The following is a 19,160-nucleotide window of genomic DNA, read 5'->3' on the forward strand; positions in this document are numbered from 1 at the left end:
TCCGCAGGACGTGGCTGCGTCCTTTCAGATTCAGTGTGGACTCTCTTTGGAGAAACGATTGGTTACTGGCTAAACTCACATGAGCAGAATCGGGGGAGCCAATGCAGATTGCAAAAGTCAAGGTCGAAAAGTTTCGTGGGATTGAATCCGGCATCGTGACGCTGTCAGGCCACAGCGTATTTCTCGGTGACAACAACGTCGGGAAGTCAACGCTGCTGGAGGCCATAGATCTCGTCCTCGGCCCGGAACGGCTCTCCCGAAGACCCGTCATCGACGAGCACGACTTCCACGCCGGGCGCTACCTGGATGAAGAGGGAGATCCGGTTCTCATTCGGATTGAAGTTATCGTCAGTGACCTGTCCGCCGAGCAGCAGCGACACTTTCGTGACCACATCGAGTGGTGGTCCGCCACGGAAAAGACGCTACTCGTAGGCCCGCCCCCGGAAGGCACGGATGCGTCAGACGTGTCGGCCGCGCTGCGGGTGTTTTTCGAGGGTCGCTACGACAAGGAAGAAGACGACTTCACGGGCAATACTTTCTTCGCGACCCCAGTGCTAGCTGAAGGTACTCACCCAACTTTCAAAACGACCGACAAGCGCAAGTGCGGCTTCCTGTACCTCCGGACGCTGAGGACAGGGGCGCGGGCATTGAGCCTGGAGCGCGGGTCGTTGCTTGATGTCATCCTCAGGCTTCAAGACAAGCGCGTGACGATGTGGGAAGACCTGCTGAACGAGTTGCGCAAACTCCCCGTGGCCGATAAGCCGGAACTCGGCATCGCCCCGCTCTTGAAGGACGTCCAGGACGCTGTTCGCCGATTCGTTCCTTCTGACTGGGCAGAGGAACCTCACATGCGCGTGTCGGATCTCACTAGAGAGGCCCTGCGCAAGGATTTGACCGTTTTCATGGGCACCGGCGCGAAGCGTCCGGACGGCAGCACCTATTGCGCGCCATATCACCATCAGGGCACCGGCACGATCAATACACTGGTGCTGGCGCTGCTATCCATCATCGCGGGCCTGAAGCAGAACGTCATCTTCGCGATGGAGGAGCCCGAGATCGCCCTTCCGCCACATACCCAGAAGCGCATCGTTAACAGCGTGCGCGAGACGTCGGCACAGGCGCTTTTCACGTCGCACTCGCCCTATGTGCTCGAAGAATTCGCGCCGTCCGAGATGCATGTGCTGCGGCGTGACGGGGGCAAGCTTTCTGCGATGCTGGCGACATACCCACCAGCGGTCAAGCCCAAGGCATACAAGGCAGAGTTCAGGGCCCGCTTCTGTGAAGCGCTGCTTGCCCGATATGTACTTGTTGTCGAAGGTCGAACGGAGTTCGATGCGATACCTGCAGCGGCGCGCCGGCTTAACGACTTGAACCCCACAGAATACAAGACGCTTGAGGCCCTGGGGGTGGCCGTCATCGATGCGCAAACCGATGCGCAGGTTGCGCCTCTCGGCAAGTTCTTTAGAGACTTGGGCAAGACGGTCTTTGCTGTGTTCGACAAGCAGGAACCAGCCGCTTCCGCTGCCATCAAGGCCGCCGTGCACCACTCATTTGAATCTGCCGAGAAAGGTTTCGAGAACGTAGTGCTGCACCACACCGCGGAGGCAGCCCTTCGTCGATATGCGCTCAGCCTCGTCGCGGAGAACGCGTGGCCGAACCATCTGATCGCCAAAACTCCTAACGCCGCCCAGACCGTGGAGCAAATTCGCGACGCATTGCGGCAATTCTTTGGCTGGGCCAAGGGAAGCGGCGATGCCGGCGACTTGCTCGGGTGCTGCACCGAGGCGGAGATGCCGCAGTATGTCCGGGACACGCTGCGGGTGATCCACATCACCGTCGAACCTCCGCCGCTGCCACCCGTGCCGTCAGCGGCGGCAGCACCGTTCGATGACGAAGAGTTATGACGGTCGAACAAGACTGGACACCGCAGAAGAGGGACTTTCTGCAAAGCACGGGGCACGTGCTCGCCATGGGTGGTCCAGGCTCCGGAAAGACGCATGTCGCCCTGGTCAAAGCCAGGGACGAGATTCGATCAGCAAAGCTCCTATCAGGCCAGCGCATCCTGTTTCTCAGCTTCGCGAGGCCCACAGTGGCACGGGTCCTTGAGAAAGCCAAGGAACTCATCACCGCGGATGATCTGAGACTTCTAGATGTCAACACCTATCACGGCTTCGCATGGAGCGTTCTGCGAAGTCATGGCTATCTGCTCAACAACGGAAAGCCGCTCCAGCTCCTACCACCTCCCGAGGGCTCCGCGCGCTTGGCTCACTTTGCCAAGGAGCAGCATCACCAGGAGAAGTTGCGCCTTTTCCATGAAGAGGGGCTGCTCCACTTCGACCTCTTCGCCCAGTTGACGGCTGAACTGCTGCGCCGCAGCCGGCGGCTGGCAGGTATCTACACAGCGACCTACCCGATACTCGTCGTGGACGAGTTCCAGGACACGAACGCCGACGAATGGGCGATGGTCCGCGAGCTTGGACGCGGCTGCAGGATCATTGCCTTGGCCGACCCCGACCAGCGTATTTACGAATTCCGCGGCGCCGATCCTCAGCGGCTCAAGGAATTCGTGGACCAGTTCGACCCCTTGCCAGTCGAGTTTGAAGGGGAGAATCATCGCAGTGCCGGAACCGACATCGCAACGTACGGTTCAGACTTGCTCACCGGGAAAAACAAGGGCGCCGTCTATGCCAATGTGTCGGTGGTCGAGTACGGCGTGTACTACGGAAGGGGTCCGCATTTCCATGCGAAGGCCCAGCTCATCCAGGCAATCAAGCGACTTCGCAAGGAGCCGGCCTGGTCCATCGCAGTGCTCGTCCCATCCAAGGCCTTCATGCTTCAAGTGTCCGACTACCTCTCCGCGGAGTCCGATGGCATGCCCAACCTTCGCCACGAGGTGGCGATGGACGCGGAATCCCCGGCGCTTGCGGCAAACGTCATCGCCACGCTAATGGAAGGAGGCCCTTCGGAGCTTCTGGCTGCGCGGCTACTCTCCGCCTTACATACCCACATCCGGGGCCGCAGTGGCACCAAACGCCCTGCGCAGGCGGAACTCGACATGGCCGACGCCATCGACCAATACTTGGTCTCCGGAAAGATCCGCGGCAAGAATCGCCAAGCGTTGATCAGCGAGTGCGCGCGCCTAGCAGCGCTTCGCCAGGACGTCGTATTCACCGGCCATCCTGAAGAAGACTGGTTGACTGCGCGGGGGCTTCTCGCGACGTCTGCCGTTGGCCAACTGTCGCGCGTTGCCGCTGATGCCAAGTATCTCCGCCTGCTTCACAAGGGCTCAAACCTGCGGGCGTCTTTGTCAGAGCTTTGGAGATCCCAAGGACAGTATGTCGGCGCTATCGAAGCTGTCCGGGGCGCTTTGCTGCAGGAGCATTTCACAGCAGCCGCCAAGGAATGGCGTGGAGTTCATCTCATGACCATTCACAAAGCAAAGGGTAAGGAGTTTGACGAGGTACTGATTTACGAAGGGCGATATGCTGGACGAATTGTGCCTGCGAATGCAGATACTTCTCGTCAAAGCCAAGCCCTTTTGGCACTGCGGGTCGCAGTCACAAGAGCTATGAAGAGAGCAACAATCCTGACGCCATCGGGAGACCGCAGCATTTTTTTGTAATCAGCTGGTAGCGAGTACTGTCCAAATCAGCACGGTCTTCGCATGTTTCTGAAAAAGCGGTCGTCCATCAGTCCGCATTCCTAGCTGACCGCTCAACGGCGCTCCGCCAAGGTATCGGCATCGCAACAGAAGAGCCGATGCCATGCCCGCAATCCCTGTATCCCGGCGTCTGGTCGGCGCTGGTCTCCTGGCCGCAGCGCTGGCCAGCGGCTGCGCGACCACCACCGCGCCGCTGGTGCCAGACGCCATAGAAGGCGTCTCCTCCGCTCCCGAACCCGAGGCACCCGAGTTCATTCCCGTCGTGCGCTATGGCCGCTACACGCTGGTCGAGCTGGCACCCACGGCGGCGCAGCGTGACTTGCTGTTGCAGACCATCGACGTGTCCATGCCCGAGGATGCCCGCGCCACGGTGGGCGATGGGCTGCGGCATGTGCTCAAACGCAGTGGCTACCAGCTTTGCGAGACGCCCAGCGCCGTGACCGAGTTGTATGCGCTGCCGCTGCCGGCGGCGCACCGGCATCTTGGCCCCATGACCTTGCGCGATGCGCTGCTCACCCTGGCCGGCCCGGCCTGGGAACTGCATGCGGATGAACGGGCACGGCAGATTTGCTTTGAGCAGCCTGGAGGCAGTGCGACCGCCGAGCACGCACACGAGCCGCCTGTTGCCGAGGCGGTGCAGACGTTTCCGCTGATGCCTTCGGTTTCGGGAGGCCAGCCATGAATACCGCGCAGGCTCCCCGGCGCCCGATCTCCGCCGTGGTGTTGCAGAGCCTAATGTGGCTCTGGCTGATCAGCCTCAGCGTTTTCGCTGCCCTGAGCTACCAGACCATGAACGACCAGGCCGACCAGACGCTGCTTGATTCCCGCCTGCAACGTCTCGAAGCGCAGGCGGTGGGCCTGGCCGAGACCATTGAGGCCATCCAGCAGCGTCCAGTCGTCGCAACAGCGGCAGACCTCAAAGATACCCGCGAACGCCTGGAAGCACGCGCCGCCCAGGTCGAGACAACGCTGAGCGGCTATGCCGCTGCCGAAGACCTTCAGGCGCTTCGTGCGGAAGTCGAGCAGATCAAGGCACGCCCAAGCGCCCTGCGTGCCGCAGCGCCCGCCCAGCCGCGCTCACCGAGCAGGCCCACCGCCAAACCAGAACCGCCGCCACTGCCGTTCCGCATCGTCGGCGCCGAACTTCGCGCCGGCCAGCGCAGCCTGTCCGTCACACCGAATAACGGGAACTTCACGCCCGACCAGCTTCAAGTGCTGCTTCCCGGCGATGCCGTCGGCCCGTGGCGCCTGCAGGCAGTCGAGGGCAACACTGCGGTGTTCCAGGCCGGCGACCAGACCCGTCGCATGGCGATTCCTTGAGCGGAGCGCACGACATGAAACCGTCGATCATCTTTTCCGCGCTCCTGCTCGCGTCTGCCCAGTTGCCCGCCTGGGCGCAGCAGCCGGCCACGGCTCCCGCCGGCAGTGCGCACAGCCAGGAGCGCCCGCTGGTTACTCGCTCCCTGGACGACCGAGTGGCAGGCGACTGGGGCCTGCAACCGCAGGAGTGGGCTCGCTATCGCGAGCTGATGGACGGGCCGTTGGGCATCTACTCGCCCAACCTGGACCCACTGTCCGCCCTGGGCATCGAGGCGCGCACCGACGAGGAACGGCGCCGCTACGCAGAGCTGCAGGTGCAGGTCGAGGCGCGCCGTATCGAGAAGCTGCTCGCCTACCAGCGTGCCTACGACCAGGCCTGGCAGCGCCTGAGTCCCGGCATGCAGCGGGTGAACCTGCCTGACGAAAAACCCGGCGCCGGCACAAGCGCCAATCCCTTGCGCGGTTCAGGCCGCACGGCCGTGTTCGTCAAGGACGGCTGCGCGGCCTGCGGGCAACTCGTGCAGCGCCTGCAATCCTCCGGCACCGAGTTCGACCTGTACATGGTCGGCAGCCGCCAAGACGACACGCGCATCCGCGACTGGGCCAAGCGTGCGAACGTCGATCCGGCGCGCGTGCGCAGCGGTGGCATCACGCTCAACCATGATGGCGGGCGGTGGCTGTCGCTGAGCTTGCCCGGAGACCTTCCTGCGGTCGTGCGCGAGGTGAACGGTCAATGGCAGCGCCAGCCATAGCGGCCACCTCCGTTTCGCAGTGCTTGCGCGCACTGGTGATCGCGGCGGGCCTGTGCGCCTGCGCCGCCCATACCCAGGAGCTTCCGCCACCGGCTTACCAGCTTGCCGCACAGCGCGCGGGCATCCCCTCGACGGTGCTCTACGCCGTGGCTTTGCAGGAAAGCGGCATCCGCCGCAACGGGCGCATCGTCCCGTGGCCGTGGTCCCTCAACGTCGCCGGTCAGTCGCGCCGCTTCACCACCCGTGCCGACGCCTGCGCTGGTTTGCAGCAGGCAATGCGCGCCACGCCGCACACACGCATCGACGCGGGCCTGGGCCAGATCAACCTCGGCTACCACCAGCAGCGCTACGCCAGCCCGTGCGACCTGCTCGACCCATACAGCAACCTCGCCATCGCCGCTGAAATCCTGAAAGAGCAGTACACCTCGGGCGAGGACTGGTTGCCGGCGATCGGTCGCTACCACCGTCCTGCGGGCGGAGAACCTGCGGCTCGTTACCGGCGCAGCGTGTCGCGCCACCTTGCCCGTGTGCAGGGCACACACCCAACCGCCGCGGCCATCGCCGTGCACCAGGAGAGCACCCCATGAAAACATCCCATTTGACCCATCTCACACTGAAGGGCCTGCTCGTGCTGCTGGCGGCTCTGCCACTGGCCTCGCGCGCCGGAGAGCCCCTGATCGTCGTCGAAGACCGTGGCGGCACGTCGGCGCTGCCGTACTACGAGGCTCTGAACCTTCAGCCGCGCGCCAATGCTCCGGCCGGGCCGCCCATCCCGATGCTCCCGGTGCCCGCCACGCCCATGGATGAGGCCGCGATGTTGCCGGTGCGCAGTGCCAAGCTCACGCCTGGCACCGTCGCGCGGCGCGTGATCGAGGCACCGGGCCTGCGGCCTTTCGTAGTCGTCGGCGACGACGAAGCTTCCCACGCCTGGCTGCTTCGCCAGGCGGGCTCGCTGCGCGAGCGCGGCGCGGTGGGCCTGGTGGTTAACGTCGAGACCATGCAGGGCCTGGCACGGCTGCGCGCCCTGGTGCCCGGCGTGCCCCTTGCGCCTGTGGCCGGTGACGACCTGGCCGAGCGCCTGGGTCTGCGGCATTACCCGGTGCTGATCACAGCCACCGGCATCGAGCAATGAAGCCATGTCGGGGAAACAGCCGGTCGAGGTTCTGCTGCGCCCAGCGGTGGAGTTCTATACCGTCGCGGCGTGTGCAGGCGCCGCGTTTCTGTCCCTGGTGGCCCCGTGGTCGCTCGCGCTGAGCCCCGCCATGGGCGTCGGCAGTGCGCTGGCGTTCTGCATCTACGGTGCCATCCGCTACCGCGATGCCCGCGTCATCCTGCGCTACCGACGCAACATTCGCCGCTTGCCGCGCTATGTGATGACCAGCAAGGACGTGCCGGTCAGCCAGCAGCGTCTGTTCGTGGGACGCGGATTTCTGTGGGAGCAGAAACATACCCATCGGCTGATGCAGACATACAGACCGGAATTTCGCCGCTACGTCGAGCCGACGCCGGCCTACCGGCTGGCGCGCAGGCTGGAGGAACGGCTGGAGTTCGCACCGTTCCCGCTGTCCCGGCTACCTGCGCTCACGGGCTGGGATGTGCCTTTCAACCCGGTGCGCCCGCTGCCGCCTGTGGGCGGCCTGCCGCGCCTGCACGGCATCGAACCCGATGAGGTGGACGTCAGCCTACCGCTGGGTGAGCGCGTCGGGCATTCGCTGGTGCTGGGCACCACGCGCGTGGGCAAGACGCGGTTGGCCGAGTTGTTCGTGACTCAGGACATCCGGCGCAAGAACGCCGACGGCGAGCACGAGGTCGTCATCGTCATCGACCCCAAGGGCGACGCCGATCTTTTGAAGCGAGTGTACGTCGAGGCCAAGCGCGCGGGGCGCGAGGGCGAGTTCTATGTCTTCCACTTGGGCTGGCCCGACATTTCCGCGCGCTACAACGCTGTGGGCCGCTTTGGGCGCATCAGCGAGGTGGCCACCCGTGTTGCAGGGCAGCTCTCCGGGGAAGGCAACAGCGCGGCATTTCGCGAGTTTGCGTGGCGCTTCGTCAACATCATCGCCCGCGCCCTGGTGGAACTGGGGCAGCGCCCGGACTACATGCTGATCCAGCGCCATGTGATCAACATCGACGCGCTGTTCATCGAGTACGCCCAACACTACTTCGCCAAGACCGAGCCCAAGGCCTGGGAGGTCATCGTCCAGATCGAGGCCAAGCTCAACGAGAAGAACATCCCGCGCAACATGATCGGGCGCGAAAAGCGCGTGGTGGCGCTGGAGCAGTACCTCTCGCAGGCGCGCAACTACGACCCGGTGCTCGACGGCCTGCGCTCGGCAGTGCGCTACGACAAGACCTACTTCGACAAGATCGTCGCATCGCTGCTGCCGCTGCTGGAGAAGCTCACCAGCGGCAAGATCGCCCAGCTTCTGGCCCCGAACTACTCCGACCTGGCCGACCCACGCCCGATCTTCGATTGGATGCAGGTCATCCGAAAGCGCGCCGTGGTCTATGTCGGCCTCGATGCGCTGTCCGACGCCGAGGTCGCCGCCGCAGTCGGCAATTCCATGTTCTCCGACCTGGTTTCGGTCGCCGGCCACATCTACAAGCACGGGATCGACGACGGCCTGCCGGGCGCATCGGCTGGCTCGCGCGTGCCGATCAACGTCCATGCCGATGAGTTCAACGAGTTGATGGGCGACGAGTTCATCCCGCTGATCAACAAGGGCGGCGGCGCTGGCCTGCAAGTCACCGCGTACACACAGACGCTCTCGGACATCGAAGCACGCATTGGCAACCGCGCGAAGGCCGGTCAGGTGATCGGCAACTTCAACAACCTGTTCATGCTGCGCGTGCGCGAGACGGCTACCGCTGAATTGCTGACCCGGCAATTGCCGAAGGTCGAGGTCTATACGACCACCATCGTCAGCGGCGCGACCGACAGCTCCGATATTCGTGGAGCGACAGACTTTACGTCAAACACCCAGGACCGCATCAGCATGTCCAGCGTGCCGATGATCGAGCCATCGCACATCGTCGGCCTGCCCAAAGGCCAGTGCTTCGCGCTGCTGCAGGGCGGTCAGCTTTGGAAGGTGCGTATGCCGTTGCCGGCGCCAGACCCGGATGAAGTGATGCCGGCGGACTTGCAGCAACTGGCCGGGCACATGCGCCAGAGCTACAGCGAGGCCACGCAGTGGTGGGAGTTCACCAGCTCCCCGGTCTTGCAGGACGCGGCCTTGCCGGACGATCTGCTCGATGAGACGGCCATCGCCACACCCATCACCGGCACGGGCGACACGGCCAGCGAAGAGGCCGCGCCATGAGCGATGCCGCCTCGACTGCGCAGCGCGAGCAGAACCGCCGCCAGGGCTTGATCGTCGGCACCATCACCTTGCCGCTCCGGCTGCTCGGGGTGCTGGTCGGCTCGCTGCTGTTCTCGATCCTGATGGAGTGCATCGGCATGCACCTGTTCTGGAAAGACCAGGGCTGGCAGCACTCCCAGCAAATGTTGCAGTACGAGCTGGGGCACCTGTCCAAGCATTTCACGCGCAGCGTGGTCGTGCAGGAGCCGGGGCGAACGGCGCACGAGCTGGTGGACACGGGTTATGAATGGGTGTTCGTGCGATCAGGGCTCCTGGAGCGCATGAGCCAGACCGCCGAGCGCGCCCGCGCGCCCAGCCAGGGGAAAAACCAGGACGGAGGGCGCAACTTCCGCTACTTCATCAGCCAGGTCTATGTCTGGACGGAGAGCTACCTGATCGCCGCAGCCTTCACGACGCTTACTTTCCTCGTGCGCCTGCTGGTCCTGGCGCTCACGCTGCCGCTGATCTTCACGGCCGCTTTCGTCGGCCTGATCGACGGTTTGGTACGGCGGGATGTGCGCCGGTTCGGCGCAGGCCGGGAATCCGGCTTTATCTATCACCGAGCGAAAGCCAGCCTGATGCCGCTGGCCGTGCTGCCCTGGGTCACGTACCTGGCGCTGCCGATCTCGGTGCATCCGCTGCTGATCCTGCTGCCCAGCGCCGGCTTGCTGGGGCTGGCCGTGAGCCTGACTGCAGGGAGCTTCAAGAAGTACCTCTAGGCCATCAATCCGGTCATCCGCAGGTTCTTATTGTTTGCGGCCTGATACGCCTTTGATCGCCACGATCAAGCCATTGCTTATCACACAGGAATGGCGCGATGTTGGCTCCGATCTGGCTGCGCGCCGCGCATCGCGGCGTGCCCACTTTTCTCGTGACGGCCCTGCTGATGGGTCAGTTCCCGGTTGCCTTGGCCGAATCCCCGGCACAGCGCCAGGAGCTGGTTGCCGCGCTACGCCAGCTCGACGCGCTGGAGCGCACCATCGCGGATGGCGCTGCACACGCACCCATCCAGCCGGGCGAGCGCTACCACTTCGATTACCCACGACTGCTGGCTGATCTGGCGCGTGTGCGCGCCGGCATCCAGGCCCATCTCACACCGTCGCGCGCCCAGCCACGCGACCTCTCCGAACTGGCTGGTGAGTACCGCACCGAGCGGACCGCCCCGCCATCGCTGCCGACGACTGCGCAGGGCAGACCATGAACGGCGCCCAGGTCTCGGCATTTCAAGCCAACAGCGGTATCGCGCCGTCCGCGATGGCGACCGTTCTGGTCGGCATCGTGTTTGCGGTTCTGCTCGTCTGGGGCGTCTGGGCCATCCGAACGGCCTACGTGGGGTGGGCCGAGAACCGCCTCAACCAACGCCAGTTCCTCGGCGTCTGCATCCGCTTCGTCGCGATGTACCTCGTCATGACGTTCTTCCTCCTCTCCTGACCTGAAGGGATTGACCATGCCAAACCGCATCCTCACTACTCGTTTTGTCCAACGCGCCGCCGTCGCCCTGGGTGCCGCCGCGCTGCCCGCGCTGTCGTTTGCGCAAGGTCTGCCGCAGCTGGAAAACCCGACCCGCGGCGCCGGCAGCGGCATCATGGACACGATCAGGAACTACGGCTACGACATCATCATGCTCGTGGCCCTGTTGGTGGTGGCGTCGATGTTCATTGGCGTGTGCTACCACGCCTACGGCACCTACGCGGAAATCCACACCGGCCGCAAGACCTGGGGCCAGTTCGGTCTCACGGTCGCCATCGGCGCCGTCCTGCTCGTGATCGGCATCTGGCTGCTCACCGAAGCCACCGGCATCCTGTAAGCGAGGACAGGCCATGTCCGAGCAACAGCATGTCCGTGCCGATGGGACGGTCACATTCCTTCCACACCGGCTCAACAGGCACCCGGTGGTCGTGCGCGGTCTCACCGCCGACGAGTTGTGGATTTGCTGCGGCCTGTCCGGCGCCGCCGGCCTAGTGGTCGGGGCGCCGCTGTCGTGGGTGTTACGCACGATTGCCATCGCGCCAACCTTCGTCGTCCTGGGCGTGGCGCTGGGCGTGTTCATCGGCGGCGGCATCCTGCGCCGTCTCAAACGCGGGCGTCCCGACACCTGGCTGTACCGGCAGTTGCAGTGGCACATCGCCACGCGCCATCCGCTGATGGCCGGTTGGGTGGGCGGCCATGTGCTGATCTCGCGCTCTGGCTTCTGGACTACCCGCAGGGGCATGCACGGGGGCGCACGATGAGCCGTTTCAAGAACGAGATCACCCACCTGCAGGCGCACATCAAGACGCTGCGCCTCGGCGCGGGTGCGCTGGTCGTCGTCGCCCTGGTCATGGGCGGAGGCTGGTGGAGCGCTCCCCGCGACCTGACCATCCACGTCCCGCCTGACCTGCGCTCCGGCAGTACCCGCAAGTGGTGGGAAGTACCGCCTGAATCGGTCTATGCGTTCACGTTCTACGTGTTCCAGACGCTCAATCGCTGGCCGACGAATGGCGAAGAAGATTACCCGCGCAACCTCCACTCGCTCTCGCCGTACCTCACCCCGTCCTGCCAGGCATTCCTCAAGGCGGACTACGACTACCGCCGCAGCACGGGCGAGCTGCGCCAGCGGGTGCGTGGCATCTACGAAATTCCCGGTCGCAGCTATGGCGACAACCCCACGGCGCGCGTGCGTGTGATCTCCGACCGCGACTGGGTGGTGACGCTGGACATCAGCGCCGACGAGTACTACGGCGCCGAGCAGGTCAAGCGCGCCCTGGTGCGCTACCCCGTGAAGGTCGCGCGGGTGGATGTCGATCCCGCCCGCAACCCGTTCGGCCTGGTACTCGACTGCTACGAGGGCACGCCCCAGCGCATCAGCGCACCGGAGCCGACGCGCCCGGTGCCTGGTGGCCTGACGCCGCAAGCGCCTCAAGGAGGTAATTCCCCATGAAGCCCATGAAGCATCCTGTACTCGCGCTGCTGGGGCTGCTGGCCGTGGCCGCCGCAGTGGTCGTGTCCCCCGCTGTCCAGGCGGTGGAGATCCTGCGTTGGGAGCGCATGCCGCTGGCGGTGCCGTTGAAGGTCGGCCAGGAGCGCATCGTGTTCATCGACCGAAACGTCCGCGTCGGCGTTCCCGCAGGCGTCGGTGAGCGCTTGCGCGTGCAGAGCGCGGGCGGCGCGGTGTACCTGCGCGCCAGCGAGCCGATCGAGCCCACTCGGCTGCAATTGCAGGACGCCGACACCGGCGCGCTGATCCTGCTCGACATTGCGGCGGAGCCGCCCAAGGACGGCGAAGCCGAGCTGGAACCGGTGCGAATCGTCGAGGGCAACAACTCAACAGCGCGCTATGGCGATCAGCCTGACGGTGCCGATGCGCCCCATGCACGCGCTCAGGAGCAGGCGGGCACCCGGACGGCGCGGCGCGAAACGCCAATCCCCGTCGTGCTGACACGTTTTGCTGCGCAGAACCTCTACGCACCGCTGCGCACCGTGGAAGCCTTGCCAGGCGTCATGCGGGTCAACCTGCGCCGCGACCTCGACCTCGGCACGCTGATGCCGACCTTGCCGGCACGCGCGGTCGCGCTCGCCTCGTGGCGCCTGGAAGACCAGTGGGTCACTGCCGTGCGCCTGACCAACAGTAGCAGCGACTGGATCAGCCTCGACCCGCGCGTGCTGCAAGGGGATTTCCTCACCGCCACCTTCCAGCACGAGGCGCTTGGCCCGCGCGGAACTCCCGAGGACACCACCGTCCTGTACCTGGTGACACGCGGACGCGGTCTCGCGCAGTCGCTGCTGCCGGCGATCCATCGCTTCGACCCCGCTGTGCATCTCCCGCAGCCCAAAGCCACAGTCAGCAACGACAGGGAGGCCCACCATGCGCAGTAACGGACTCCTGAAGTGGCTGCTGATCCCCGTGGCCCTGCTGGTGCTGTTCGTCGCCATCCGGCTGTTCTCCGGTGGAGGTACGGCGGCATCGCCTGCCGCAGATGGCGGCGGCAGGCTTACGCCGGAAGAAATGAAGGCGCTGGGCATCGAGGGCGATACCCCGCGCGACACCGTGGCCACACTCGTCGCGCAGGTCAAGCAGTTGCGCACCGAGCTTCAGACCGCGCTCTCGGACAACAAGTCCCAGCGCGAAGAGAACCAGCGACTGCGTCAGCGCGAGAACTCGATCGACCAGCGCATCAACTCTGCGCTGGAGTCCGAGCGCTCCAACCTACGGCGCGACCAACAGCAGGCGGCCAGCGAGCGCCAGCAGACCGAGGGGCTGCTCGCTGACCTGCAGCGGCGCCTGGACAGCATTGGAGGACGCGGCGGCAGCCATGCCGATCTGCCCGTGGGCCTGGGGCTGCACCATGGCGACGAGGCCGGGATGGAAGGCGGCATGCGCTGGGTGGAGCCTGATGACGCAAAACAAACCGACGGGCGCGGCATGTCGAATGGCGGCATAAGTTTTCCCACCAGCTTCGGTTCCGCACAGAGCACGCTGGAAACCACAGCGCAAACCGTGGCGAACGCGGGCGCACGCGCCGCTGGCGTCAAGAGCGCGACGCCTGTCTATACCGTGCCGACGAACTCGACGCTGATGGGGTCGGTGGCGATGACGGCGCTGATTGGCCGCGTGCCGATCGACGGCACGGTGAACGATCCATACCCCTTCAAGGTCTTGGTCGGGCCTGACAATTTGACCGCGAACGGCATCGACATTCCCGATGTGGCCGGGGCCGTGTTCTCCGGCACCGCATCGGGCGACTGGACGCTCTCCTGCGTGCGCGGCCAGGTGCGCAGCATCACGTTCGTGTTCCATGACGGGACCATCCGCACCATCCCCGAGGATCGTGAGGGCAACCAGCAGAACAACCAACAACGCGACGGCCTGGGCTGGATCAGCGACCCGCACGGCATTCCCTGTGTCAGCGGCGAGCGGCGCAGCAACGCCCAGCAGTACCTCGGCACCCAGGCGCTGATCACGGCGGCTGGGGCTGGCGTGGCCTCGCTGATCGAATCCGACAGTGGCAGGGCGTCCTATGTCGGCGCCGACGGCTCCATCGGCAGCGTGGGCATCAGCGGCCAGGAAGCCGTGGGCCGGATTCTCGCCAGCGGCGTCCAGGACATGTCGAGCTGGGTCAACAAGCTCTACGGCCAGGCCTTCGCTGCCGTGTATGTCCAGCCCGGCGCCAAGGTCGCCGTCCACCTCGAAAAGCCGCTCGCCATCGACTTCGATCCCGAAGGCCGCAAGGTCGATCACCGCGCAGGAGAAAGCCATGCCCTCGAACTTGAATAGCTGGGCTCAGGGCCTGGCGCTGGCCTTGGCCGTCGCGCTGCTCGGTGGCTGCGCCACCAGCAAGGAAAAGCTGCTGACCCACGGCGACAGCACGATGATGAACATCTGGCAGCAGAACGCCGGCGACGGCGGCGGTGGTGCCGGCCAGGTAGCGCGCAGGCAGTTGCTCGATGCGCGCCAGAGCCTGCGCAGGCCGCTGACCGAGATGGACGTGCAGGCCGCGCCTGCCGAGCAGATGCGCTACACGCGCACGGCGCGCAACGAGGTCTACCGCCAGTTCCAGCGCCTGCCCAACCCCGATCTCGTGATGTACGTGTATCCGCATTTGGCGGGCACCGACCCAGTGCCGATTCCGGGCTATACGACCGTGTTCCCGCTGTACCAGCGCGTGCAGTACGCCATGCCAGGCGAGCGCGTGGAGGATTACTGATGCGCTGGAAACTCCCCAGACCGAAGCCGACCGCGCCGAAGCTGGCCGCATCCGATGCTGACGACGACGAGCAGCCGGACGGCTGGCAACGCCACGTCGAGGCACTGCGCCAGGTCGGCATCCCCGAACCCGGCACGGCGGTGCAAGGCCGCAGGCCGGCGACCCTGGCAGACGAGCAGGCGCTGTACGAGGTCGCGCCGTCGTTCGTGGAACTGCTGCCCTGGGTGGAGTTCCTGGCGCAGTCGAAAGCCATGTTGCTGGAGGACGGGCAATCGGTGGCGGCGTTCTACGAGCTGGTGCCGCTGGGCACCGAAGGCCGGGAACCTGGCTGGCTCGCGCAGGCCCGCGATGCCTTGGAAAACGCGCTGCAGGACAGTTTCGATGAACTGGATGAGAACCCCTGGGTGCTGCAGCTCTACGCTCAGGACGAGCCCAGTTTCGACCAGTACATGCAGACCCTGCGCGACTATGTGCAGCCGCGCGCCCGTGAGACGGCGTTCACCGAGTTCTACCTGCGCTTCTTCGGCCATCACCTGCGCGCGGTGGCCAAGCCGGGCGGTCTGTTCGAGGACACGGTGGTCACACGGCTGCGCTGGCGCGGCCAGACCCGGCGTGTGCGCATGGTGGTCTATCGCCGCGTGACCGGCCAAGGGCAAAACAGCCGCCGCGGGCAGACGCCCGAGCAGATGCTCAATATCGTTTGTGACCGCCTGTGCGGCGGACTGGCGAACGCCGGCATTCAGGCCCGGCGCATGGTGGCTGCGGATGTTCACGACTGGCTGCTGCGCTGGTTCAACCCGCGTCCCACGTTGCTTGGGCCTGGGGCCGAAGACAGGGAGCGCTTCTATGCGCTGGCGCGCTACCCCGACAGTACGGAGGCCGGCGAAGACGGCGAGATCGAATTGGCGAGCGGGCGGGATTTCAGCCAGCGGCTGTTCTTCGGCCAGCCGCGCTCCGACGTGGCGCAGGGCACCTGGCATTTCGACGGCCTGCCGCACCGCGTGCTGATCACCGACCGCCTGCGCATGCCGCCGGGCACAGGGCACCTGACCGGCGAGACACGCAAAGGCGATGCCATCAACACGCTGTTCGACCAGATGCCCGAGGACACCACCCTTTGCCTGACGATGGTCGCCACGCCGCAGGATGTCCTTGAGGCGGACTTGAACCACCTGGCCAAGAAAGCGGTCGGCGAAACCCTGGCGTCGGAGCAGACGCTCAAGGACGTGCATGAAGCCCGTTCCCTGATCGGCAGCGCGCACAAGCTCTATCGTGGCACGCTGGCGTTCTACCTGCGCGGGCGCGACGAGGCGGAACTGGATCGGCGCGGCCTGGATCTGGCGAACGTCATGCTCAACGCCGGTTTGCAGCCGGTGCGCGAAGACGACGAGGTGGCACCGCTGAACAGCTACTTACGCTGGCTGCCGTGCTGCTACAACCCTGGCCAGGATCGGCGCCGGTGGTACACGCAACTGATGTTCGCCCAGCACGCGGCGAACCTCTCGCCCGTGTGGGGCCGCGCCCAGGGTACGGGGCACCCCGGCATCACGATGTTCAACCGCGGCGGCGGGCCGATCACCTTTGATCCGCTCAACCGCCTGGATCGGCAGATGAATGCCCACCTGTTTCTGTTCGGCCCGACGGGTTCGGGCAAGTCGGCGACCCTCAACAACCTCTTGAATCAGGTCACGGCGATCTACCGGCCACGGCTGTTCATTGTGGAGGCCGGCAACAGCTTCGGCCTGTTCAGCGACTTTGCCCGGCGCCTGGGTCTGACTGTGAATCGGGTCAAGCTTGCGCCGGGCTCGGGCGTTACCCTGGCGCCGTTCGCGGATGCGCGGCGGCTGATCGAGACGCCCAGCGACGTGCAGACGCTCGACGCCGATGCGCTGGATGAAGACCTGCCCCCCGATGCTGTGGCCATGGAGGCGGATGAGCAGCGCGACGTGCTGGGCGAATTGGAGATCACCGCACGGCTGATGATCACCGGCGGCGAAGACAAGGAAGAAGCCCGGATGACGCGGGCCGACCGCTCACTGATTCGTCAGTGCATCCTCGATGCCGCCGAGCACTGCCACAGCAAGGATGGAGAGAAGCGCACCGTGCTCACGCGCGATGTGCGAAACGCGCTGCGCACGCGCAGCCAAGACCCAACGCTGCCGGAAATGCGGCGTGTGCGACTGCTGGAGATGGCCGATGCCATGGACATGTTCTGCCAAGGCACGGACGGCGAAATGTTCGACCGCGACGGCTCGCCGTGGCCTGAAGCCGACATCACCCTGGTCGATCTGGCGACCTATGCGCGCGAGGGCTACAACGCGCAGCTCTCCATTGCCTACATCAGCCTGATCAGCACGGTGAACAACATTGCCGAGCGCGACCAGTACCTGGGTCGCCCGATCATCAACGTCACCGACGAAGGACACATCATCACCAAGAACCCGCTGCTTGCCCCCTACGTGGTGAAGATCACCAAGATGTGGCGCAAGCTGGGAGCCTGGTTCTGGCTTGCCACACAAAATATCGACGACCTGCCGCGCGCCGCAGAACCCATGCTCAACATGATCGAGTGGTGGATCTGCCTGTCGATGCCACCCGATGAGGTGGAGAAGATTGCCCGGTTTCGCGAACTGTCACCCGCGCAGAAAGCATTGATGCTTTCCGCGCGCAAGGAAGCCGGGAAGTTCACCGAGGGCGTCATCCTGTCCAAGTCGATGGAGGTGCTTTTCCGGGCGGTGCCGCCGAGCCTCTACTTGGCGTTGGCGCAGACCGAACCCGAAGAGAAGGCGGAACGCTATCAGCTCATGCAGCAGCACGGCATCAGTGAACTTGATGCGGCCTTCAAGGTGGCCGAGAAGATCGACCAGGCGCGCGGCATCGAGTCGCCGGCCTTGGGCCTGCCGCAATAGCCGCCGGAGACTGCCGTGAAACCGAAACCTCCTTCCGTTCCTATGCCGGTGCAGGCGTTTCGCCATCGGTGCTCGCTCAAGCGCTGGCCCTGGTTCCTGGCCGCAGGATTGATCACACTGCTGCTGATCTGGCTGGTGTCCCGTGCACCCAGCGAATCAGTATCGCAAGCTCACGCGCCGATCAGCACGGCGCAGGTAGCCGGCCCGCCCTGGCAGATGGGCAACCCCGAGGGCCGATTCACGTTGACGCTCTATGCCGACCTCGAATGCCCGTTCTGCCGAGCGTACTTTCCGCAACTCAAGCGCTGGGTCGGCAGCAACACCGACGTGGCCCTGCAATGGCAGCACCAGCCGCTGGCCGCGCACGAACCGGCTGCCTCCGCCGAGGCACGCCTGGCCGAGTGCGCCGCCGAAACAGGTGGGCATGCGGCCTTCTGGCAGGCCATCGAATGGGTCTATGCGCACACGCGCAGCGACGGCCTGGGCTTGCCAGAGGGTCTGCGTTATCCCGGCCTCAACCCAGCCGTCGAGCAGTGTTTGGCCAGCGAGCGACCCGAAGCGTTGATTCGCGCTCAGGCCGAGGACGCCATGAAGGGCGGTGTGACCGCGACGCCTTCGATTCGTCTGCACGATCGCCAGACCGGCCAGGCGATCCTGCTGCAGGGGCCGATCGAAGGCGATGCACTGCTGTCGGCCATGGACATGCTGGCGGTTGAGGATGCCGCCACTCCACCCACCACCGAAATGCCTGCCGACGTCGTCGGCGACATGCCCAGGTAGCCCGCGGTCATTGAGGCTACGGTGCAGCACGCTGCGCTGACCGCTACCCGTTCGCCTCGCATCCTGGCCGCGAACGATCACCGCAGCAGCGGTGATGGATGCACCTTGTTCCCTTGTTCCATTCCCTGGAGGGCCTGCCCTCCTGGGGCATGTGCGCCCTCCGATTTCCCTGTCTGGAGGTTCGCCATGTCTGTCGTCATCAATGACTCCTGCCTGGAGTCGCTTTCCGATATTTCTATTCAGAACGAGGACTGGATCGTCCAGCAAGCCATCGTGTTGCTGGAACGACGGGTTTTCAAAGCAGGGCCGCGTCTTGAACGGCCCGCTGCGGTCAGGGACTACCTTCGCTTGAAGCTGGTCGCCGAGCCCAACGAGATCTTCGTCGTTGTATTCATGAACAGCATGCACGACGTGCTGGCCGTGGAGCCGATGTTCCATGGAACGATCAATGCGACCTCGGTTTATCCACGGGTCGTGCTGCAGCGCGCTTTGCAACTGAACGCCGCTGCGGTCATCTTCGCCCATCAGCACCCCTCGGGTTCCACCGAGCCATCCAATGCGGATCGCGTGCTGACCGAGCAGTTGAAGACGGCCTTGGCGCTTATCGACGTGCGGGTACTCGACCATTTCGTGATTGGTCAGGGCGCACCGTACTCGTTCGCCGAGTCTGGTCTTCTGTAATCACAGCGGGGGCT

At 65.0% G+C, this 19,160-nt stretch carries 20 protein-coding genes; all 20 read left to right on the plus strand.

All coding sequences use genetic code 11. The features are described 5' to 3' along the window. The first annotated feature begins 101 nt into the window (after nucleotides 1-101). The 20 genes from DFR37_RS14615 (at nucleotide 102) to DFR37_RS14710 (ending at nucleotide 19,146) form a co-directional block, all read left to right on the plus strand. Complete coding sequence (locus tag DFR37_RS14615) at nucleotides 102-1,904, plus strand: ATP-dependent nuclease (RefSeq protein ID WP_012205971.1); 1,803 nt, start codon at nucleotides 102-104, stop codon at nucleotides 1,902-1,904. Continuing rightward, a complete protein-coding gene (locus DFR37_RS14620) occupies nucleotides 1,901-3,622 on the plus strand; it encodes a UvrD-helicase domain-containing protein (protein ID WP_108233287.1) in 1,722 nt (573 codons plus the stop codon). Before DFR37_RS14615 ends, DFR37_RS14620 begins: the two co-directional genes overlap by 4 nt. A 142-nt stretch (nucleotides 3,623-3,764) precedes the next feature. Continuing rightward, nucleotides 3,765-4,343 (plus strand): PFGI-1 class ICE element type IV pilus protein PilL2, encoded by a 579-nt coding sequence (pilL2, locus tag DFR37_RS14625; RefSeq protein WP_012205973.1) that lies wholly within the window; start codon nucleotides 3,765-3,767, stop codon nucleotides 4,341-4,343. Continuing rightward, nucleotides 4,340-4,981 (plus strand): hypothetical protein, encoded by a 642-nt coding sequence (locus tag DFR37_RS14630; RefSeq protein ID WP_012205974.1) that lies wholly within the window; start codon nucleotides 4,340-4,342, stop codon nucleotides 4,979-4,981. Before pilL2 ends, DFR37_RS14630 begins: the two co-directional genes overlap by 4 nt. A gap of 14 nt (nucleotides 4,982-4,995) precedes the next feature. Beyond that, entirely contained in the window at nucleotides 4,996-5,733 is a 738-nt protein-coding gene (locus tag DFR37_RS14635; protein ID WP_113934047.1) for a TIGR03759 family integrating conjugative element protein, read from the plus strand. Continuing rightward, nucleotides 5,715-6,320 carry a transglycosylase SLT domain-containing protein gene (locus tag DFR37_RS14640; protein WP_113934048.1) on the plus strand — a complete coding sequence of 202 codons (606 nt, stop codon included), beginning with the start codon at nucleotides 5,715-5,717 and terminating at the stop codon, nucleotides 6,318-6,320. The genes DFR37_RS14635 and DFR37_RS14640 overlap by 19 nt, the downstream gene beginning before the upstream one ends. After that, the gene (locus DFR37_RS14645) at nucleotides 6,317-6,865 is read left to right on the plus strand and encodes an integrating conjugative element protein (protein WP_014596100.1); all 549 of its coding nucleotides are present in this window, start codon (nucleotides 6,317-6,319) and stop codon (nucleotides 6,863-6,865) included. The genes DFR37_RS14640 and DFR37_RS14645 overlap by 4 nt, the downstream gene beginning before the upstream one ends. 4 nt (nucleotides 6,866-6,869) lie before the next feature. Continuing rightward, entirely contained in the window at nucleotides 6,870-9,053 is a 2,184-nt protein-coding gene (traD, locus tag DFR37_RS14650; protein WP_113934049.1) for a type IV conjugative transfer system coupling protein TraD, read from the plus strand. Then, nucleotides 9,050-9,811: a TIGR03747 family integrating conjugative element membrane protein gene (locus DFR37_RS14655; protein WP_012205979.1), complete on the plus strand. Its 762-nt coding sequence runs from the start codon at nucleotides 9,050-9,052 to the stop codon at nucleotides 9,809-9,811. The genes traD and DFR37_RS14655 overlap by 4 nt, the downstream gene beginning before the upstream one ends. A 98-nt stretch (nucleotides 9,812-9,909) precedes the next feature. After that, complete coding sequence (locus DFR37_RS14660; RefSeq protein ID WP_012251136.1) at nucleotides 9,910-10,293, plus strand: integrative conjugative element protein, RAQPRD family; 384 nt, start codon at nucleotides 9,910-9,912, stop codon at nucleotides 10,291-10,293. Then, nucleotides 10,290-10,523 (plus strand): TIGR03758 family integrating conjugative element protein, encoded by a 234-nt coding sequence (locus tag DFR37_RS14665; protein WP_012205981.1) that lies wholly within the window; start codon nucleotides 10,290-10,292, stop codon nucleotides 10,521-10,523. Before DFR37_RS14660 ends, DFR37_RS14665 begins: the two co-directional genes overlap by 4 nt. 16 nt (nucleotides 10,524-10,539) lie before the next feature. Continuing rightward, a complete protein-coding gene (locus DFR37_RS14670; RefSeq protein WP_113934050.1) occupies nucleotides 10,540-10,899 on the plus strand; it encodes a TIGR03745 family integrating conjugative element membrane protein in 360 nt (119 codons plus the stop codon). 13 nt (nucleotides 10,900-10,912) lie between these two features. After that, nucleotides 10,913-11,323: a TIGR03750 family conjugal transfer protein gene (locus tag DFR37_RS14675; protein WP_113934051.1), complete on the plus strand. Its 411-nt coding sequence runs from the start codon at nucleotides 10,913-10,915 to the stop codon at nucleotides 11,321-11,323. Continuing rightward, a complete protein-coding gene (locus DFR37_RS14680; RefSeq protein ID WP_113934052.1) occupies nucleotides 11,320-12,012 on the plus strand; it encodes a PFL_4703 family integrating conjugative element protein in 693 nt (230 codons plus the stop codon). Before DFR37_RS14675 ends, DFR37_RS14680 begins: the two co-directional genes overlap by 4 nt. Continuing rightward, nucleotides 12,009-12,947 (plus strand): TIGR03749 family integrating conjugative element protein, encoded by a 939-nt coding sequence (locus DFR37_RS14685; RefSeq protein ID WP_429866787.1) that lies wholly within the window; start codon nucleotides 12,009-12,011, stop codon nucleotides 12,945-12,947. Before DFR37_RS14680 ends, DFR37_RS14685 begins: the two co-directional genes overlap by 4 nt. Beyond that, nucleotides 12,937-14,346, plus strand: coding sequence for a TIGR03752 family integrating conjugative element protein (locus DFR37_RS14690; protein WP_113934053.1), 1,410 nt, complete (start codon nucleotides 12,937-12,939; stop codon nucleotides 14,344-14,346). Before DFR37_RS14685 ends, DFR37_RS14690 begins: the two co-directional genes overlap by 11 nt. Next, nucleotides 14,327-14,776 (plus strand): TIGR03751 family conjugal transfer lipoprotein, encoded by a 450-nt coding sequence (locus DFR37_RS14695; RefSeq protein ID WP_012205987.1) that lies wholly within the window; start codon nucleotides 14,327-14,329, stop codon nucleotides 14,774-14,776. The genes DFR37_RS14690 and DFR37_RS14695 overlap by 20 nt, the downstream gene beginning before the upstream one ends. Further along, complete coding sequence (locus tag DFR37_RS14700; RefSeq protein ID WP_113934054.1) at nucleotides 14,776-17,685, plus strand: conjugative transfer ATPase; 2,910 nt, start codon at nucleotides 14,776-14,778, stop codon at nucleotides 17,683-17,685. The genes DFR37_RS14695 and DFR37_RS14700 overlap by 1 nt, the downstream gene beginning before the upstream one ends. 15 nt (nucleotides 17,686-17,700) lie before the next feature. After that, nucleotides 17,701-18,465, plus strand: coding sequence for a DsbA family protein (locus tag DFR37_RS14705; protein WP_058137604.1), 765 nt, complete (start codon nucleotides 17,701-17,703; stop codon nucleotides 18,463-18,465). Nucleotides 18,466-18,651: 186 nt separating this feature from the next. Then, nucleotides 18,652-19,146 carry a JAB domain-containing protein gene (locus DFR37_RS14710; protein WP_113934055.1) on the plus strand — a complete coding sequence of 165 codons (495 nt, stop codon included), beginning with the start codon at nucleotides 18,652-18,654 and terminating at the stop codon, nucleotides 19,144-19,146. Nucleotides 19,147-19,160: the final 14 nt, after the last annotated feature.

Origin of the sequence: Eoetvoesiella caeni (genome assembly GCF_003315175.1) — a bacterium.
Taxonomy (GTDB): domain Bacteria; phylum Pseudomonadota; class Gammaproteobacteria; order Burkholderiales; family Burkholderiaceae_B; genus Eoetvoesia; species Eoetvoesia caeni.

What these genes read in the sequence shown, in the direction of transcription:
- DFR37_RS14710 (WP_113934055.1), top strand. Translation starts at nt 18,652, where the DNA reads ATGTCTGTCGTCATCAATGACTCCTGCCTGGAGTCGCTTTCCGATATT.
- DFR37_RS14635 (WP_113934047.1), top strand. Translation starts at nt 4,996, where the DNA reads ATGAAACCGTCGATCATCTTTTCCGCGCTCCTGCTCGCGTCTGCCCAG.
- DFR37_RS14670 (WP_113934050.1), top strand. Translation starts at nt 10,540, where the DNA reads ATGCCAAACCGCATCCTCACTACTCGTTTTGTCCAACGCGCCGCCGTC.
- pilL2 (WP_012205973.1), top strand. Translation starts at nt 3,765, where the DNA reads ATGCCCGCAATCCCTGTATCCCGGCGTCTGGTCGGCGCTGGTCTCCTG.
- DFR37_RS14675 (WP_113934051.1), top strand. Translation starts at nt 10,913, where the DNA reads ATGTCCGAGCAACAGCATGTCCGTGCCGATGGGACGGTCACATTCCTT.
- DFR37_RS14685 (WP_429866787.1), top strand. Translation starts at nt 12,009, where the DNA reads ATGAAGCCCATGAAGCATCCTGTACTCGCGCTGCTGGGGCTGCTGGCC.
- DFR37_RS14680 (WP_113934052.1), top strand. Translation starts at nt 11,320, where the DNA reads ATGAGCCGTTTCAAGAACGAGATCACCCACCTGCAGGCGCACATCAAG.
- DFR37_RS14655 (WP_012205979.1), top strand. Translation starts at nt 9,050, where the DNA reads ATGAGCGATGCCGCCTCGACTGCGCAGCGCGAGCAGAACCGCCGCCAG.
- DFR37_RS14690 (WP_113934053.1), top strand. Translation starts at nt 12,937, where the DNA reads ATGCGCAGTAACGGACTCCTGAAGTGGCTGCTGATCCCCGTGGCCCTG.
- DFR37_RS14645 (WP_014596100.1), top strand. Translation starts at nt 6,317, where the DNA reads ATGAAAACATCCCATTTGACCCATCTCACACTGAAGGGCCTGCTCGTG.
- DFR37_RS14665 (WP_012205981.1), top strand. Translation starts at nt 10,290, where the DNA reads ATGAACGGCGCCCAGGTCTCGGCATTTCAAGCCAACAGCGGTATCGCG.
- DFR37_RS14620 (WP_108233287.1), top strand. Translation starts at nt 1,901, where the DNA reads ATGACGGTCGAACAAGACTGGACACCGCAGAAGAGGGACTTTCTGCAA.
- traD (WP_113934049.1), top strand. Translation starts at nt 6,870, where the DNA reads ATGTCGGGGAAACAGCCGGTCGAGGTTCTGCTGCGCCCAGCGGTGGAG.
- DFR37_RS14630 (WP_012205974.1), top strand. Translation starts at nt 4,340, where the DNA reads ATGAATACCGCGCAGGCTCCCCGGCGCCCGATCTCCGCCGTGGTGTTG.
- DFR37_RS14640 (WP_113934048.1), top strand. Translation starts at nt 5,715, where the DNA reads ATGGCAGCGCCAGCCATAGCGGCCACCTCCGTTTCGCAGTGCTTGCGC.
- DFR37_RS14695 (WP_012205987.1), top strand. Translation starts at nt 14,327, where the DNA reads ATGCCCTCGAACTTGAATAGCTGGGCTCAGGGCCTGGCGCTGGCCTTG.
- DFR37_RS14615 (WP_012205971.1), top strand. Translation starts at nt 102, where the DNA reads ATGCAGATTGCAAAAGTCAAGGTCGAAAAGTTTCGTGGGATTGAATCC.
- DFR37_RS14700 (WP_113934054.1), top strand. Translation starts at nt 14,776, where the DNA reads ATGCGCTGGAAACTCCCCAGACCGAAGCCGACCGCGCCGAAGCTGGCC.
- DFR37_RS14660 (WP_012251136.1), top strand. Translation starts at nt 9,910, where the DNA reads ATGTTGGCTCCGATCTGGCTGCGCGCCGCGCATCGCGGCGTGCCCACT.